This is a genomic window from Streptomyces sp. NRRL B-24484 (assembly GCF_000717715.1).
Lineage (GTDB): Bacteria > Actinomycetota > Actinomycetes > Streptomycetales > Streptomycetaceae > Kitasatospora.
The window spans coordinates 21,325-37,307 of sequence record NZ_JOAI01000033.1 but is presented as its reverse complement, the minus strand read 5'-3'; the positions used below and the strand labels follow the sequence as shown (position 1 = coordinate 37,307).

Annotated in this window: 17 protein-coding genes and 1 riboswitch; of the genes, 8 read left to right on the top strand and 9 right to left on the bottom strand. The window is 75.2% G+C overall.

Translation table 11 applies throughout. The annotated features are described in order from the left end of the window. Nucleotides 1–198 precede the first annotated feature (198 nt). Nucleotides 199–342, top strand: a riboswitch (TPP riboswitch). The 4 genes from IE98_RS0126535 to IE98_RS0126520 all read left to right on the top strand — a co-directional run bounded on the left by IE98_RS0126535 (nt 335) and on the right by IE98_RS0126520 (nt 4,582). Next, on the top strand, nt 335–1,714 hold the full coding sequence (locus IE98_RS0126535) for a purine-cytosine permease family protein (protein WP_030273138.1): 1,380 nt from the start codon (nt 335–337) through the stop codon (nt 1,712–1,714). It overlaps the preceding riboswitch by 8 nt. A 210-nt stretch (nt 1,715–1,924) precedes the next feature. Next, a complete protein-coding gene (locus IE98_RS0126530) occupies nt 1,925–2,671 on the top strand; it encodes a glycerophosphodiester phosphodiesterase (RefSeq protein ID WP_030273136.1) in 747 nt (248 codons plus the stop codon). 240 nt (nt 2,672–2,911) lie between these two features. Then, nucleotides 2,912–3,481, top strand: a complete 570-nt coding sequence (locus IE98_RS0126525; RefSeq protein WP_063749006.1) for an ATP-binding protein — start codon at nt 2,912–2,914, stop codon at nt 3,479–3,481. Between the two features lie 120 nt (nt 3,482–3,601). Continuing rightward, complete coding sequence (locus IE98_RS0126520; protein ID WP_030273132.1) at nt 3,602–4,582, top strand: DUF5926 family protein; 981 nt, start codon at nt 3,602–3,604, stop codon at nt 4,580–4,582. A gap of 211 nt (nt 4,583–4,793) precedes the next feature. On the opposite strand, the gene IE98_RS0126515 is transcribed toward IE98_RS0126520, so the two are convergent. Beyond that, nucleotides 4,794–5,444 (bottom strand): bifunctional DNA primase/polymerase, encoded by a 651-nt coding sequence (locus IE98_RS0126515; protein WP_030273130.1) that lies wholly within the window; start codon nt 5,442–5,444, stop codon nt 4,794–4,796. Nucleotides 5,445–5,922: 478 nt separating this feature from the next. On the opposite strand from IE98_RS0126515, the gene IE98_RS0126510 reads away from it, so the two are divergent. Together IE98_RS0126510 and IE98_RS0126505 are read left to right on the top strand one after the other, a co-directional pair. Then, nucleotides 5,923–7,371 (top strand): PP2C family protein-serine/threonine phosphatase, encoded by a 1,449-nt coding sequence (locus tag IE98_RS0126510; RefSeq protein WP_043175176.1) that lies wholly within the window; start codon nt 5,923–5,925, stop codon nt 7,369–7,371. Nucleotides 7,372–7,484: 113 nt separating this feature from the next. Continuing rightward, nucleotides 7,485–8,978, top strand: coding sequence for an aminopeptidase P family protein (locus IE98_RS0126505; protein WP_030273127.1), 1,494 nt, complete (start codon nt 7,485–7,487; stop codon nt 8,976–8,978). Nucleotides 8,979–9,473: 495 nt separating this feature from the next. Here IE98_RS0126505 and IE98_RS0126500 read toward each other — a convergent pair whose 3' ends face one another. Next, nucleotides 9,474–9,926: a rhodanese-like domain-containing protein gene (locus tag IE98_RS0126500; RefSeq protein ID WP_043175175.1), complete on the bottom strand. Its 453-nt coding sequence runs from the start codon at nt 9,924–9,926 to the stop codon at nt 9,474–9,476. Between the two features lie 193 nt (nt 9,927–10,119). Here IE98_RS0126500 and IE98_RS0126495 point away from each other — a divergent pair, with 193 nt between their 5' ends. Further along, the gene (locus tag IE98_RS0126495) at nt 10,120–11,097 is read left to right on the top strand and encodes a helix-turn-helix domain-containing protein (protein WP_043175197.1); all 978 of its coding nucleotides are present in this window, start codon (nt 10,120–10,122) and stop codon (nt 11,095–11,097) included. Nucleotides 11,098–11,116: 19 nt separating this feature from the next. On the opposite strand, the gene IE98_RS0126490 is transcribed toward IE98_RS0126495, so the two are convergent. Continuing rightward, the gene (locus IE98_RS0126490) at nt 11,117–11,881 is read right to left on the bottom strand and encodes a MerR family transcriptional regulator (RefSeq protein ID WP_030273121.1); all 765 of its coding nucleotides are present in this window, start codon (nt 11,879–11,881) and stop codon (nt 11,117–11,119) included. A 173-nt stretch (nt 11,882–12,054) separates the two neighbouring features. On the opposite strand from IE98_RS0126490, the gene IE98_RS46770 reads away from it, so the two are divergent. Beyond that, nucleotides 12,055–12,912, top strand: a complete 858-nt coding sequence (locus IE98_RS46770) for an aquaporin (RefSeq protein WP_234443679.1) — start codon at nt 12,055–12,057, stop codon at nt 12,910–12,912. Here IE98_RS46770 and IE98_RS0126480 read toward each other — a convergent pair. From IE98_RS0126480 to IE98_RS45100, 6 genes are all read right to left on the bottom strand, one after another. Next, nucleotides 12,798–13,358, bottom strand: coding sequence for a flavodoxin family protein (locus tag IE98_RS0126480; RefSeq protein ID WP_030273117.1), 561 nt, complete (start codon nt 13,356–13,358; stop codon nt 12,798–12,800). The two genes, IE98_RS46770 and IE98_RS0126480, sit on opposite strands and share 115 nt — an antisense overlap. Nucleotides 13,359–13,479: 121 nt before the next feature. Then, nucleotides 13,480–13,905 carry a PPOX class F420-dependent oxidoreductase gene (locus IE98_RS0126475; RefSeq protein WP_030273115.1) on the bottom strand — a complete coding sequence of 142 codons (426 nt, stop codon included), beginning with the start codon at nt 13,903–13,905 and terminating at the stop codon, nt 13,480–13,482. A 93-nt stretch (nt 13,906–13,998) separates the two neighbouring features. Beyond that, a complete protein-coding gene (locus IE98_RS0126470) occupies nt 13,999–14,421 on the bottom strand; it encodes a MarR family winged helix-turn-helix transcriptional regulator (RefSeq protein ID WP_030273112.1) in 423 nt (140 codons plus the stop codon). 257 nt (nt 14,422–14,678) lie between these two features. Beyond that, complete coding sequence (gene trxA, locus IE98_RS0126465) at nt 14,679–15,008, bottom strand: thioredoxin (protein WP_030273111.1); 330 nt, start codon at nt 15,006–15,008, stop codon at nt 14,679–14,681. 11 nt (nt 15,009–15,019) lie between these two features. Next, nucleotides 15,020–15,460, bottom strand: coding sequence for a MerR family transcriptional regulator (locus IE98_RS0126460; RefSeq protein ID WP_030273109.1), 441 nt, complete (start codon nt 15,458–15,460; stop codon nt 15,020–15,022). Between the two features lie 55 nt (nt 15,461–15,515). After that, nucleotides 15,516–15,938, bottom strand: coding sequence for a hypothetical protein (locus IE98_RS45100; protein WP_052390997.1), 423 nt, complete (start codon nt 15,936–15,938; stop codon nt 15,516–15,518). Between the last annotated feature and the right edge of the window lie 45 nt (nt 15,939–15,983).

Here is a 15,983-nt window from a genome sequence, read left to right as displayed (position 1 = left end):
GGCTGATTCGGTTGCCGTAAGGAGCCTCCTGAAGAACGGCTAAGAATCCTTAGCCGTCCCTGACAGGATGCGTCCGACCTGCGGCGGAACGCGGAAGGCGGGGCGCGGCACGCGGTCGGCGGCCGGCGGTCCCGCGATGCGGAACGAAAACCTCCGGCCCTTGGCGTGCGCGGCCGGGTTCGTTAGCCTGTCGTCCTCATCTGAACACGCGGGAGCTTGGACCTTCCAGGCTGAGAGTGCGCCGATCGACCGGCCGGGCGGAGTCCGGGGCCGGACGAGGGGGCGCTGACCGCCTGAACCTGTCCGGGTAATGCCGGCGTAGGGAGTACCGGCCATGACGGCTGTTTCGCCTGCCCCTGTTCCCGATGTCGAGGCCGGCCGGCGCGTCGAGGCGCCGCTCGTGCTGGACACCGCCCCGCCGAGGACGCTCGACTTCCGCGCCCAGTTCGCCCTCTGGGCCAACCTCGGGGTCAGTCTGATCGGCTTCCAGAGCGCCGCCACCGTGCTCGGCGCCGCCGGCCACGAGCTGTCCTTCGCCGCGGCGGTCACCGCGATCGTCACCGGCACGGTGATCGGCACCGCGATGCTGGGCGTGGCCGCGCTGATCGGCGCCCGCACCGGCGCGCCGGCGATGGCGGTGCTGCGCGGCCTGTTCGGCACCCGGCTGTCGTACCTGCCCACGGTGCTGAACATCCTGCAGTGCATCGGCTGGGGCGTCTTCGAGCTGATCGTGATCGCGGGCGGCGCCCAGACGGTGGCGGGCACCCAGGGCTGGCGCTGGCTCTTCGTGCTGCTGGCCGGCACGCTCACCACGGCGCTCACCATCTGGCCGCTCGGCTCGATCGCGGTGCTGCGCAAGTACGTGGCGGTCGCGGTCGGCGTGGCGATGGTCTACTTCACCGTCCAGCTGGGCCGGCAGGGCTTCCCCGACCCGGGGGCGGGCAACTGGGACGGCTTCCTCTCGGCGACCGACGCGATCGTCGCGGTGTCGATCTCCTTCGTGCCGCTGGCCGCGGACTACACCCGGCACGCGCGCACGCCCGGCTCGGCGTACTGGGGCACCTTCACCGGCTACTCGCTGGCGCAGGTCTGGTGCTACGTGCTCGGCCTGATCGCGCTGCTGCAGTCCGGCGGCGACACCTCGAAGATCTTCTCCTCCTTCACCGGCGTCGCGGCCGGCTGGGCCTTCCTGCTGGTGCTGGTCGTCCGCGAGACCGACCAGTCCTTCGCGAACGTGTACTCGACCGCGATGTCGGTGCACAACCTGCTGCCGAAGGTGGACCGCCGGCTGCTCACCGGCGGCATCGGCGTCCTGGTGACGCTGCTGGCGCTGCGGGTCCAGGAGGGCGAGTTCAACGACACCTACGCGAGCTTCCTGTACCTGATCGGCGCGGTCTTCGTGCCGCTGCTGGCGGTGCTGGCGGTGGACTACTTCCTCGGGGCCGGCCGCAACGGCTGGGACACCGGCCAGGACGCCCCGGCCCGCTGGCTGATGCTGCTGCCGTGGGCGCTGGGCTTCGCGACGTACCAGTTCCTGGCGCCGACCGCGGTGGCCGGCTGGTGGACGGACTTCTGGCAGGGGCTGCAGTCGGCGGTGGGCTTCACCCCGCAGCCGTGGACCTCGGCCTCGCTGTTCGGCTTCCTGGTGCCGGCGCTGGCGACCTGGGCGCTGACCCCGCTGACCTCGCGCCGCCCGGCCCGCAGCGAGGGCTGAACCCCGCAGCGGGCACCCGGCCGGGTGCCCGCCGGCCTCCGTCCGGTGCCGCCGACCGCCGGACGGAGGTGTTCACCACGGGTTTCCCGTGCCGAATCCGATCGGACATCCGCGCACTCGTAGGGTGTTGATGTGGACACTCAGAAGATCCGCCGCACCGCGCCGGCGACCCCCGCCGTCCCGGCGCCCGACCGCACGGCCGTCCGGGTGATCGCGCACCGCGGCTCCTCCGCGGCCCTGCCCGAGCACACCCTGGAGGCGTACGCCCGGGCGATCGAGGAGGGTGCGGACGGGCTGGAGTGCGACGTCCGGCTGACCGCCGACGGCCGGCTGGTGTGCGTGCACGACCGCACCGTGCGGCGCACCTCGGACGGCCGGGGCGCGGTGTCCGCGATGACGCTCGCCCAGCTCTCCGAGCTCGACTTCGGCTCCTGGCACTCGCCCGGGACCTCGCAGCCGAGCTCGATCCTGACCCTGGCCGGCCTGCTCGAACTGGTCGCCGACGCCGGCCGCCGGGTGGAGCTGGCCATCGAGACCAAGCACCCCACCCGGTACGCGGGCCGGACGGAGGCCGAGCTGGTGCGGCTGCTGGACCACTACGGGCTGCTGCCGCGCAGCCCGGAGGAGTCCAGCGTGCGGATCATGAGCTTCTCCGAGCTGTCGCTGCACCGGGTGCGCCGGGCGGTGCCCGCGGTGCCGACGGTGTACCTGCTGGAGCGCCGGCTGCCCGTGCTCGGGCGGACCCGGTCGCTGCCGGGCGGCGCCGCCATCGCCGGGCCCGGGATCGAGCTGGTGCGCCGGGACCCCGGACTGGTGACGGCGCTGCGCCGGGCCGGGCACCGGGTGCACGTCTGGACGGTCGACGAGCCCGAGGACGTCGAGCTCTGCCTGGAGCTGGGCGTGGAGGCGCTGATCACCAACCGGCCGCGCGAGGTGCTGGACCGGCTCGGCCGCTGAGCGCACCACCCGGGCTCGCCGATGTGCGAAGGGCGCACGGCGGGGCGCGGAGTTCTGACAGAAGCTCAGGGAACGCTCAATTCCTCGGACTTTCACAACAGACCGTAAGCGGTTTATCGGTGGTTGAATACGGTGGGTCGCTGCCCTCCGGAATGTCCGTGCGCGATCGCCGAACGGTCGTTTCCGACGCATTCCCAGGGGGCATCCATCCCTCGGCAGACGCTGAAGGAGGTCCCGGGGGTGGCGTTGATGGTGGCGCGTGCTGTGCCCGAAAAGACAGGGCCGACTTCGTCGACCATGGCGGTGCCGCACGGTCCGGCCGGCGTCGGAGCGGCACGTCGGAGGATGCGCCGGGAGCTCGGCGAACGGGCGGTACCGGAGCCGGTCGTCGACGACGCGGTGCTGATCCTCTCCGAACTGCTCAGCAATTCCTGTCGTTACGCCCGGCCGCTCGGAAACCTCTCGGAACTGGTCGGGCGGACGACCGCCGACATGGTGGACGCGGTCCTCGTCCGGGCGGTGACGGCGTCCCGGCAGAGCGGTGCGGACGCGGCGGAGGAATGCGATCCGGGCGGGATCCTGGTCCGCTGGTGGACGCACGCGGACGGCATCGTCGTGGAGGTCACCGACGGCGGTGCGCCGACCCGGCCGCGGCCGGCCAGCCCTTCGCTGACCGCGCGCGGCGGCCGGGGGCTGAGCATCGTCGGCAAGCTCGCCGACGCCTGGGGCGTCCGCGACGCGCCGGGCGAGGTGACGGTCTGGGCCGCCCTGCCCGTCCGGCCGGAGCGGCGCGACGACCCGGCGGCGTAGGCCGGGTACGGGGCGCGCGGGCACCACCGGGGCGACCCCGCGGGGGTGCGTCCGGACCGGTCGCCGGCGGGAACCTCAGTAGGCTGCGGGTGCACTGTCGCCGTTCCCGGGAGCCCCGCCATGGCCAAGAAGGCCGCAAAGTCCTCGTCGCAGCCCAGCACCGCCACCGCCACCGGCGAGATCCCGGTCGTCGGTGCCCGCGAGAAGTGCCCGTGCGGCTCCGGCCGCCGGTACAAGGCCTGCCACGGCCGGGAGGCCGCGCACGCCGTGCAGGAGCTGGTGCACCGCCCGTTCGAGGGCCTGCCGGGCGAGGCCGACTGGGTCGCCCTGCGCGAGCTGGTCCCGGCCGCGACCGTGCCGCTGGCGCTGGCCGCCGGGGTGGCGGACGGTGCCGTCGGCGAGGTGCCGTCGGTGACCCTGGCCACCGTGCTGCCGCTGGCCTGGCCCGCGCTGCGCCGGGCGGACGGCTCGATCCTGCTGGGCCTGCAGACCCAGTCGAGCTCGGGCGACCTGAGCCGCGACCTGGCCGACGCGCTGGAGCTGGCGCTCGCCACCGAGCCGGGCACCCCGGTGCCGTCCCGCCGGACCGTGCCGGGCGGCCGCCGCCTGCAGGACCTGCTGGACACCTCGGCCGGCTTCGTCCCCGCCGTGCACACCGGCTTCGAGTTCTGGCTGGAGGACGCCGAGTCCGCCACCGGCGAGGTCGCCGCCTCGCTGGAGCGGGCCAACGCCTCGGCCATCCCGACCGAGAAGGTCGTCTCCGTGGACGCCGCCTACTGGTGCGGCACCCCGGACAAGAACCACCTGCGCTGGGTCATGACCGTGCCCGAGGAGGAGCTGCTCGACGCGCTGGCGCGGCTGTCCGCGGCCGACCGCGCCTCGCTGGGCGAGGACACCAAGCTGGTCGGCTCGTTCCGTGCGCACGGCCTGACCGTGCCGGTGTGGGACCTGCCGGTGGAGTTCTCCGCGAAGGACTGCGAGCAGCCCGCCGCCGAGTTCGCCGAGCGACTGGCCGGTGCGCTCGCCGAGACCGCGCCGCTGACCGCGGAGGAGCGCCGCGCCCGGGCCAACCTGGTGAGCCGTCAGATCACCCTGAACTGACGGGGAATGTGACTCCGGTCACATTTCCTCCGGTGGGACGAAAATGCCAGGTCGGCCATGGGCGGACAAATTGGCTCCCCGCCGGATCTTTGTTACTGTTTAAACAGTCCGGTCGCTGGTGCATCCCCCGTCGCCAGCGACCGGATTTTCCATTCCCGGGGAACGCCCGGTGACGACCGGCGGAGCCCCTCGCGAGGCCGCCGAGGACCACTCAGTACGCCAGCCGGCTGCCGTCCGGCTCGGCCACGCTCGCCACGATCAACCCCTCCAGCAGGGTGCCGACCTGAGGCAGCCACAGCCCGCCGCCCACCGGCGGTGACACCCAGTGCACCCCGCCGGCGCCGGTCTGCGTGGGCGGCAGCAGCACGTAGCCGCCGGGCCCGTGGTAGCGCAGCGAACCGGGCACCCAGGGCCGCTCCGCCAGCAGCCCGCCCAGCTCCTCCAGCGTGAACGGCGCGACCAGCAGCACGTACCGCCCGGGCACGGCCAGCACCGGACCGACCGGCACGCCCAGGTCCGCGAAGTACCGCAGCACCCGCTCGCCCGCCGCGGCGGGCAGGCTCACCCCGCACACCGACCGGCCGGTGGCGACCAGCACCGGCGCGCCGGGCGCCCGGTGCTCCCACCACCACTGCACCATCCGGCCGTCCGTGCTGGCGGCCGCGAGCGGCGGGTCGTGCGGATGGGCCCCGGCCAGCGGACAGCGCTGCTCCCCGCAGCTGCACGGGCCGAACGCCCCGCGGACGGCGCGTGCACCCGGCACCACCGGCCAGCCGCGGTCCGCCGCCTCCAGCGCCGCCAACAGCAGCGCGCCCTGCTCCCGCCGGCGGCTCCCCGGCCACCGCAACTGCATCCGACGCATGGGTGCTCGTTCCTCTCCGCGACCGTGGGGACCAGGACGACCGCCGGCGCCGGGCGCGGGCGGTGTGAGACGAGGGAGGGGGAGGCACCCGGAGGCTCCCGGCCGCACGGCCCCTGGAACGAGAATCCCTCATACGGCCGGATGGACGCGCGCTGCGGGCCGCCGGTTCCACCGTACGAGTGAGTCGGCCGTCGCCCGGGGAGCGGCCGCGAGGCGGAAGCATACGATCCGGACCGCAGATTGACCGAGCGTCAGCCCGAGCAGCCGCACGGCGCAGCCGCGGGCCCGCCGCCGCGCGCCCCGGCACCGTCCGCCGGCGGCGAGCGCGGCGGCCCGGAGAGACCTCGTCACGCTTATGGACATGCCCCGATCGGCCTGTGTACAAGTGGTGGATTGCTGCCGAACAGTGAGATAGCACTCGTTCTGTCCGGTCTCGGGAGTCCTGCGTGACACGTACCAGTATGTGGGGAGTTGCGACATGACCGACGCCCAGCCGAGCGGACTGGCCGTGAGCGGTGCGGCGCTGCCCGGCACGGCAGCGTGCGGAGCGGCCCCGGCACCCTGCGGCACGGCCCCCGCGGCGGCCGTCCTGACGCCGGTGCACCCGCTGTCGGAGCTCTTCGGCGACGAGTTCGCCGACCAGGCCGACGGCGGACTGCAGGACCGTTTGGCCGGATGGCTGTCCGATTTCACCAGCCTCCACGAACACACCGAGCTGCTCGCCCGCGCCCGGGGGCTGGACGCGGCGCTGGCCGCCGTCCTGGAGTCCGGCGCGGCCCTGCTCGGCGCCCGGCGCGGCCTGATCACCACCACCGCCCGCGGCAGCGGCCGCACCGTCGGCCTCGGCCTCGACCGCTCCGGCATCGGCGCGCTGGAGACCGTGCCGGCCGAGCACGGCCCGTTCGCCGGGCTGCTCAGCCGGGCCGGCGGCGGCGGACAGCTGCTGGTCGCCGACCTCGCCGACGACCGCTCGGTCGGCCCCCGGTTCCGCGAGGTCGCCGCCCAGCTCGGCCTCGGCGCCTGCTTCTCCGTCCCGCTCGGCACCCCCGAGGACGGTCCGCTCGGCGCCGCCGCCTGGTTCTACGACGAGCCCGCCGACCCGGGCGACCGCCGCCGCCACCTCCTGCACCGCTACTGCGAGTTCGCCGGGCCGGTGCTGGCCGGCCAGCTCGCCGCCGACCGGTCCCGGCGGGCCACCGACGCCCTGCGCCGCGGCCTGCTGCCGGACCGGCTGCCCGTGCTGGACGGCGTCCGGCTGGCCGCCCGCTGCGTCACCGCCGGGCTGGAGCAGGCCACCGGCAGCGACTGGTACGACGCGGTGGAGCTGCCCGACGGCACCCTCGCCCTGACCGTCGGCAGCGTCTTCGGCGACGGACCGGGCGCGGGGCCGGCCTCCGCCCCCGGTGCGGCCGCCGCGATGGGCCGGATCCGGGCCGCGCTGCGCGCCTACGCCGTGCTGGAGGGCGAGGACCCGGTCTCCGTCCTCGGCGACCTCGAACTGCTGCTCAAGACCACCGAGCCCGCCCGCACCGCCACGGCCGTCTACGCCTGGGTGCAGCCCGCCGAGCGGCGGGTCACGCTGGCCGGCGCCGGGCACTGCCCGCCGATCCTGGTCACCCGCGACGAGGCCCGCTTCGTCGAGACCTCGCTCTCCGCCCCGCTCGGCGTGCTCAGCTGCTGGGAGGCGCCCGGCGTCGAGCTCGCCGCCGACCGCGGCGACCTGCTGCTGCTCTACACCGAGGGGCTCGCCCGCCGCTGCGGCCCGAGCCTGCACGCCGGGCAGGCCGCGCTGCGCCGGGCCGCCGCCGACGCCCCGCGGGACGTCCGGCTCGACCCCGACCGGCTCTGCGCGCACCTGCTGGAGGCCACCGGCGGCGCCGACGCCGGCACCGACGACCTGGTGCTGCTGGCCCTGCGCTTCTGCTGACCGGCCCGGACGGCCGTTCGGTCCGTCCTCGTACCATGGTGGGCACGGCCGCCCGACCACGTCGCGATCCGACGTGCCCCGGGCGGGGAGACGCGCGCAAGGAGGCGACGTACGTGACCGAGGACCGCACCCCGGCAGTGTCCGACAACCCCGAGGGCCTGGCCGCCGAGGAGGAGGACCAGCCGATCAAGGGCCGCAAGAACGGCCTGTACGGGGAGGTCTCCGACGAGCTGGCCGCGTCCATGAAGTCGGGCTGGGCCGACACCGAGCTGCACGGGCTGCAGCCGGTCGCGCAGGCCCCCTACGCCGCCGTGCGCCGGGCGGCGCTGTCCGCCGCGTTCCCGGGCGAGCGGCTGGTCGTCCCGGCCGGCCGGCTGCGGGTGCGCGCCAACGACACCGACTACCCGTTCCGCGCCGCCAGCGAGTACGTGCACCTGACCGGCGACCAGACCGAGGACGCCGTCCTGGTGGGCGAGCCCACCGGGGACGGCCACGACTTCGCGCTGTACCTGCTGCCGCGCTCGGACCGTGAGAACGGCGAGTTCTGGCTGGACGGCCAGGGCGAGCTGTGGGTCGGCCGCCGGCACAGCCTGGAGGAGGCGCAGGCCCTGCTCGGCCTGCCCGCCCGCGACGTCCGCAAGGCCGCCGAGGAGCTCGCCGCCGTCGAGGGCGTGCCCACCCGGATCGTCCGCGGCTACGACGCCGCCCTGGAGGAGGCGCTCGCCGGTGTGCTCGACGAGGAGCGCGACGACGAGCTGAAGGTCTTCCTGTCCGGGCTGCGCCTGGTCAAGGACGCGTGGGAGGTCGGCGAGCTGCGGGCCGCCTGCGACGCCACGGTGAAGGGCTTCACCGATGTCGTCCGCGAGCTGGGCCAGGCGGTCGCCACCTCCGAGCGCTGGATCGAGGGCACCTTCTGGCGCCGCGCCCGGGTCGAGGGCAACGACGTGGGCTACGGCTCCATCTGCGCCGCCGGCCCGCACGCCACCACCCTGCACTGGGTGCGCAACGACGGCGACGTCCGCCCCGGCGAGCTGCTGCTGCTCGACGCCGGCGTGGAGACGAACACCCTGTACACCGCCGACGTCACCCGGACGCTGCCGATCAACGGCCGGTTCAACGAGCTGCAGCGCAAGATCTACGACGCGGTGTACGACGCGCAGGAGGCCGGCATCGCCGCGGTGCGGCCGGGCGGCCGGTTCCGCGACTTCCACGACGCGGCGCAGCGGGTGCTGGCCGAGCGCCTGCTGGCCTGGGGCCTGCTCGACCCGTCGGTGTACGACGTCGAGAAGGTGCTGGAGCTGGGCCTGCAGCGCCGATGGACGCTGCACGGCACCGGCCACATGCTCGGCCTCGACGTGCACGACTGCGCGCACGCCCGCCGCGAGGAGTACGTGGACGCGGAGCTGGTGCCGGGCATGGTGCTCACCGTCGAGCCCGGCCTGTACTTCCAGCTGGACGACCTGACCGTGCCGGAGGAGTACCGCGGTATCGGCGTCCGGATCGAGGACGACATCCTCGTCACCGGGGACGGCAACGAGAACCTCTCGGCCGGCCTGCCCCGCAGCGCCGACGACGTCGAGTCCTGGATGACCGGCCTGGCCGGCTGATCCCGCGGCACGCACGGCGGCCGGGCACCCGCACGGGGCGTCCGGCCGTCGCCGTCCCGGGCGCGGCTCCCCGGGCCGCCGGGACGGCTGCGGGACGGGGCGCCCGGCGGCGCTGCCGGACACCCCGCGGGCGGATCAGCGGCGGGCGCCGCGGCGGCCCCAGCCGGACATCCGGATCGGGGCAGGGACGTTCTTCGTGAATCGGGAGACAACGGGCGCGCTCATGGCATGACCCCCCAGAGAGATCGCTGCGGATGTGGTGGTGGTGGATGTGTGGCGAGGCCCGCCGGTGGGCTCTGCCGCACCGGCCCCGTCCCCCGGGCCCTCGTCCTGACGAATCAGCATCCTCCCCGACGGACGGGGCGGGCTCCCACTGCTTTTTTCACTGCCCCGCCCCGAAACCGCCGCCGGTCTCGGACACATCTTCAGATTAGGCCCGGGCACTGACAATCCGGCCGTGCCAAGGCCTCCACCGCTGCCCCGTTCCGCGGGCGGTCAGCAGACCAGCCCGAGGTCGGCGGGGCCGGCCGTGCGCGGGTCGATCGGGCGGCGGCCCTCGGTGGGCCAGCCCTCGCGGACCCAGTACTCCAGGCCGCCGATCATCTCCTTGACCTCGCGGCCGAGCGCGGCGAGCCGCATCGCGCCCTTGGTGGAGCCGTTGCAGGCGGGCCCCCAGCAGTAGACGACCAGCAGTCCGGCGGGGAGGGCGGCGACCCGCTCGGCGGTGATCTCCGAGACCGGGAGGCTGATCGCACCGGGCAGGTGGGCCTTGCGGTGGGCCCCCTCGGCGCGGACGTCGACCAGGGTGAAGTCCTGCTGCCCGTCGCGCATCGCGTAGTGGACGTCGGCCGGGTCGGCCTGGCAGCCGAGGCGCTCGGCGAAGAAGGCGAAGGCGCGCTCGGGGGCGGGGGCGGGGATCTCGGTCACGGGCGAGGCGGCGGCGGTCATCTGCGGGCTCCTGTCGGTCCGGTCGGCGGTCTGCTGCGACGGGATCGATCCTCGCGGTGTGCCGGGCGGCCCGACAGTGGCGTGGACGACTACACTCGCCAAGATCCCGCCAGCCCGGACGAAGGGGGCCGCCGTGCCCGTCCACCCGCCGAGCGGCCCGGTGCCGGTGACCGTCGGCCGCCGCCCGGAGCCGGTGCACACCGTCGCCGTCTACGCCTTCGACGGCATGGCGCCGTTCGAACTGGGGGTGGTGGTCGAGGTGTTCGGCCTCGCCCGGCCCGAGCTGGGCGGCCTGCTGGCCGCGCCCTGGTACGACGTCGCGGTCTGCGCCGACGAGCCCGGCACGCCGCTGAACGCGGTCGGCGGGTTCTCGCTCACCGCCCGGCACGGGCTCGACGACCTGGCCGCCGCGGACACGGTGATGGTGGTCGCCGTCCCGAACCCGTTCGGCGGCGCGGTCTCGCCCGGCCTGGTCGACGCGCTGCGCACCGCGCACGAGCGCGGCGCCCGGATCGTGTCGATCTGCTCGGGGGCCTTCGCGCTCGCCGCGGCCGGCCTGCTGGACGGCCTGGAGGCGACCACCCACTGGCGGTACGCCGACCTGCTGCAGCAGCGCCACCCGGCGGTGCGGGTCAACCCGGACGTGCTGTACGTGGACAACGGCACGGTGCTGACCAGCGCGGGCAGCGCCGCGGGCATCGACCTCTGCCTGTACCTGGTGCGGCGCGACCACGGCGCCCGGGTGGCCAACACGGTGGCCCGCCGCTTCGTCGTGCCGCCGCACCGGGACGGCGGGCAGGCCCAGTTCATCGAGGCCGCGGTGACACCGGTCGCGGCCGAGGACGACGGCGTCGCGCGCTCCATGCAGTGGGCGCTCGACCAGCTCGCCGGACCGCTCACCGTGCCGCTGCTCGCCCGTGCGGCGCGGATGTCCGAGCGCTCGTACCTGCGGCACTTCACCGCCCGCAACGGCACGAGTCCGATGCGCTGGGTGACGGCGCAGCGGATCGCCGCCAGCCTGCCGCTGCTGGAGTCCCCGGAGGGGACGGTGGAGGAGATCGCCGCGGCGGTCGGCTTCGAGAGCGCCGCGACGTTCCGGCACCACTTCGGCCGCACCATGCGGGTCTCCCCCACCGCCTACCGCCGCACCTTCGGCCGCGGCGCGGCCTGACGGCCGGGCCGCGGGCCGCTCACGCCTCCCGGCGGTCGGCGTTGGCGACGATGGCGTCGCGCAGCCACCGGGCGAGGCCGGGGGCGATCTTCTCGTAGGTGGCGGTGAACCGGGGGTCGGCGAGGTACATCTCGCCGAGGCCGCGGTGGATGGCGTAGGTGCACTCGTAGAAGTTGCCGGTGATGTGCTGCCGGTGCTCCTCGGCGAGGGCGGAGCCCTCCTCGGAGTCGGCCGCGGTGCCGGCGGCCAGGGCCTCGGCGAGGCGGGTGTTGAGCACGTCGGCCTCGGCCTTGATCCGCAGCCAGTCCTCCTTGGCGTAGCCGCCGGTGCGCCGCTGGGACTCCTTCCAGGCGTCGGTGCCGCCCCAGCGCTGCTCGGCCTCGTCCTCCCAGCTCTCCTGGTAGTCCTTCCCGAACACCTCGAACTTCTCCTCCGGTGTCAGCCGAATGCCCATCTTCTGTGCCTCCATTGCTCGTTCGACGGCCGCGGCGAGTTCCTGGAGGTGCCGGATCCGGTCGCCGAGGAGCCGGTGCTGCCGGCGCAGGTGTTCGTTCGGCGAGACGGAGCGGTCGTCCAGGATGTCCGCGATCTGGTCGAGGGGGAAGCCGAGTTCGCGGTAGAACAGCACCTGCTGCAGCCGGTCGAGGTCCTCGTCCCGGTAGCGGCGGTAGCCGGCGGGGGTGCGGCCGCTGGGCGACAGCAGGCCGATCTCGTCGTAGTGGTGCAGGGTGCGGACGGTGACCCCGGCCGTACCGGCCACCTGGCCGACCGAGTAGCTGTTCATCGCGGGTGCTCCCTCCTCGTTGCCTCCAGCCTCCGGCCTCACGGTGCGTGAGGGTCAAGCCGGTTCCCGCGGGACGGTCCGTGCGAGTCTCCGAGCGGATGCCGGCCGGGCCGGGGCGCGGCCTGGCGCACCGGACAATTGTCGCCGCCCGGCCGCCCGGACACGATGGCGGGATGAGGACGAGTGCCCTGTTCAGGCGGCTGGCCGCGGAGGCGGTCGGCACGGCGGTGCTGGCCGCGGTGCTGATCGGTTCGGGGCTGCGGGCGGCGCAGCCGGCGCCCGGCGGCTCGGCCGCGGTGGGCGCGGTGCTGGCTCCGGCGCTGGCGCTGGGGGTGCTGCTCACGGTGCTGGCGCCGGTCTCCGGGGCGCACCTGAATCCGCTGGTCACCGCCGCCGTGTGGTGGACGGGGCGGCGCGGCGGCGGCCCGCCCGGGCGGGAGCTGGCCTGCTATCCGGTGGCGCAGCTCTGCGGTGCGGTGGCGGGTGCGGCCGTGGCGAACGCGATGTTCGGCCGTCCGCTGCTGGAGGTCTCCGGGCGGCGGCTGGCCGCGGGGCCGCTCTGGCTGGCGGAGGCGGTGGCGACGGGGGTGCTGCTGCTGGTGGTGTGCGGGCTGCGGCACGTCGGGCGGGGCCGCTGGGCGCCGGTGGCGGTGGCAGGGTGGGCGGTCGCGGCCTGCTGGGGGACGTCGTCGGGGGCGTTCGCCAATCCGGCGGTGACCGCGGGCCGGGCGCTGTCCGACGGGGCGGCCGGGATCGCGCCCGGCTCGGTGCCGGGGTTCGTGCTGGCGCAGTGCGCGGGCGCGGCCGCGGGTCTGCTGCTGGTGGCGCTGCTGTTCGGCCCGCGGGCGACCACGCCGGACGGCGCTGCCGGTCCGGTCGGTCCGGTCGGTCCGGTCGCCGCGGCGGGCCGGGGTGGTCAGGGTACGGCGAGGAAGGACTTGGCGGCGAGCAGTGCGTCCTCGTCGGCGAGCACGTCGCCGGGCCGGCTGCCGGAGCCGAGGAGCAGGCCGCCCCAGTGCATCGACAGGTAGTCGGCACTGCGGCGGAGCATGCCGGCGAGCGGGTCGGCGTCGGAGGGGTCGGTGCCGGCGTAGGCGCTGACGGCCCGGAGGGTGCGGCCGGCCATCCGCGCCTTGAAGTCGGTGCCGGGGGCGCGCATCCAGCCGGTCCAGTGGTCGAGGTAGTGCTTGACGGGCGTGCTGACGCTGTACCAGTACAGCGGGGAGACGATCACCAGGTCGGTGGCGTCGAGGGTGGCGTCGAGCAGGGTGCGGGCGTGGCCGGTCGGCGGCGGGTAGCTGCCGTCGTGGCGCTGGTCGGCGAACGTGGGCAGCGGCAGGTCGGTGAGGGTGAGCCAGCGCTGCTCGGTGCCGTCGGGGAGGTGGTCGGCGGCACGGCGGGCGAGCAGTTCGGCGTTGCCGCCGGTGCGGGTGGAGCCGAGCAGGAACAGGAAGCGGCGCGGGGCCTGGTCGGCCATCGGGTCTCCGGGTGTCGTCGTGCGGCGCGGGCCGGCGGTGGCCGGCCGAGGCGTGCAACAACGCGGCGCGCGGCGGTTCTTCCCGCCGCGCGCCGGGGCGCCGGGTGCTGCGGCCGCGGTCTCAGGCTGAGGTGGCGCCCTGGGCGTCGACCTTCTCGATCCTGAGGCGGACGAGGAGTTCGCCGGGGACGCCGTTGCGGGCGGCGAACTCCTCGGCGCGGTCCTCGCCCATGTAGCGGGCGGCGATCCGGCCGGCCCAGTGGCGCAGTTCGGCCGGGTCCTCGGAGAGTTCGGCGCGGCCCTGCACCAGGACGAAGGAGTAGGGCGGCTGCTGGTCGTCGACGCAGAGCATGGCGCGGGGGTCGCGGGCGAGGTTGCGTCCCTTGACGGTGCTCGCGCCGGTGTTGAGCACGATGTCGCCGCCGTCGAGCACGAACCAGACGGGTGTGACGTGCGGTCGTCCGTCCGCGCGGGTGGTGGCGAGCTTGCCGGTGCGGGTGCCGTGGGAGAGGAAGGCGCGCCATTCGGGCTCGGTCATCCGTGTCATGGCGCCATCCTGTCGGCTGCGGCCGGGCGGCCCGGGGCGGCACGCCGTCGTCCGGGCGGCCCGGTGGGGGCCGGGTGTGCCCGGGGCGGGGCGTCAGTCCCCGGCGCCGTACCGGGTGAGGTAGCCGGCGAACCGCTCGATGTCGGCGTCCGTCCAGTCGGTGAAGCGGTCGCGGAAGGCGAGGCGGCGGCGCTCGGCGGCGTCGGCGAGCAGCCGCAGGCCGTCCTCGGAGGGGCGCAGCAGCTGGCCGCGCTGGTCCTCCGGGTCGGGTTCGCGGGTGATCAGGCCGAGCTTCTCGAGGGCGGTGACCTGTCGGCTGACGGTGGACTTGTCGAGCATGAAGTGGGCGGCCAGGTCGGCGGCGCGGCAGCTGCCGCGCTCCTTGACCAGGTCGAGCATGCTGTAGGTGACCAGCGACAGGTCGGGGTGCATCTGCGCGGCCTTGTGGCGGGCCCGGCGGGCGAACGCGGTGAGCTCGCGCTGGATGGCGTCCAGGGCGGCGTCGCGGTCGGGCATGCGTGCTCCTTCGGTGGGGGACGGCGGGGACCACCGTACGGCGCGCGGACGCGGTGTCCGGAACCGGCCACCAGGTTGCACTTTACAACCGAAGCCCGGAGGAGTACGTTCCGGTACGGACGGGTTCGCGGGCGGCGGCCCTGGACAAGCCGCCGCCCACCTCCCCCGTTCCTCGCGCCCCCTCCCCCGGCACCGGGGACGGACGTGGCGCCTCGGAGCACGTCGCTTCAGAACACCTCGCCTCGGAGCTCGTCGCTTCAGAGCACGTCGGCGAGCTCGCGCAGCAGCCGGGCCTTCGCGCGGGCACCGACCAGGCTCTTCACCGGCTCGCCGCCGCGGAAGACCATCAGGGTCGGCATCGAGAGCACGCCGTAGCGGGCCTGCGTCTCCGGGTTGGTGTCCACGTCGAGCTGGACGACCCGCAGCCGGTCGGCCTCCTCCCGGGCGACGTCGGCCAGCACGGGGGCGATCATGCGGCAGGGCGGGCACCAGGCGGCGGTGAAGTCCACCAGCACCGGGCCGTCGGCCGCGAGCACCTCGGCGGCGAAGGTGTCGTCCGTGACCTCGTCGATTCCTGCGAACGCCATGGGGTTCCTCTCTAGGTCGGGTCGGGGCGGCCCGGGCGGGGGCCGGGGTGCGGAGCCAGCTCGCAGCGCGGTTCGGGCCCGCCGGGCAGTTCGGCGGCGGCTTCGAGCTCGGCGCGGGCGAGCTGGGCGGCGACCTCGTCGCGGACGGCCTGCAACCGGGCGACGACGGCGTCGAGTTCGGCGAGCTTGGCCCGGTAGACGTCCAGCGAGGCCGGGCAGGAGTCGCCCGCGGGATGTCCGGCCTGCAGGCACTCGACGAAGGGCCGGGTCTCCTCCAGTCCGAAGCCGAAGTCCTGCAGGATGCGGATCTGCCGGAGCAGCCGGAGGTCCTCCTCGTCGTACTCGCGGTAGCCGTTGCCGGTGCGCCGGGCGGGCAGCAGTCCGCGCGACTCGTAGTACCGCAGGGTCCGTGTGGTGGTGCCCGCGCGCCGGGCCAGCTCGCCGATCCGCATGCCCTCGACGGTAGACCTTGCCGCGGACGTCAACGCCAGCCCGTCGGGCCGGGAATCAGCCGGCGGCGTCCCGGAGGTCGGCGACCGTCCGGTCGGAGCGGCGCACGGCGTACCGGACGTGCAGCAGCGCGCCGCCCGCCCACCGCTCGTCGACGGCGACCAGCGCGAGCCCGCCGGCCGTGCCCGCGGGGCGGGCCGTCCAGGCGTCCGGGGCGGCGGCCGCGCGGAAGACCGGATCGGCGCCGGGGTGGCCGGCCTGCCAGTCGTCGAGGCGGGCGTTCAGCTCGGGCTCCAGCCACTCGGCGCGCACCCCGGAGGGGGTCCGGCCGGGGCCGGCGCCGCGCACGGCGTCCGCGTACGCGGCCAGGAAGTCGCGCACCAGTGCCGCATCGGCGCCGACCGGAGCGGGGGCGGGGGCGGGGGCGGCCGCCAGGGCCAGGTAGGCCGTGGCGGCGAGGCCCGCGAGCAGGGTGCGCACGGCGCCCAGCCGACCACGGGCCCGGGGCGCCGCGGCGGCGACACA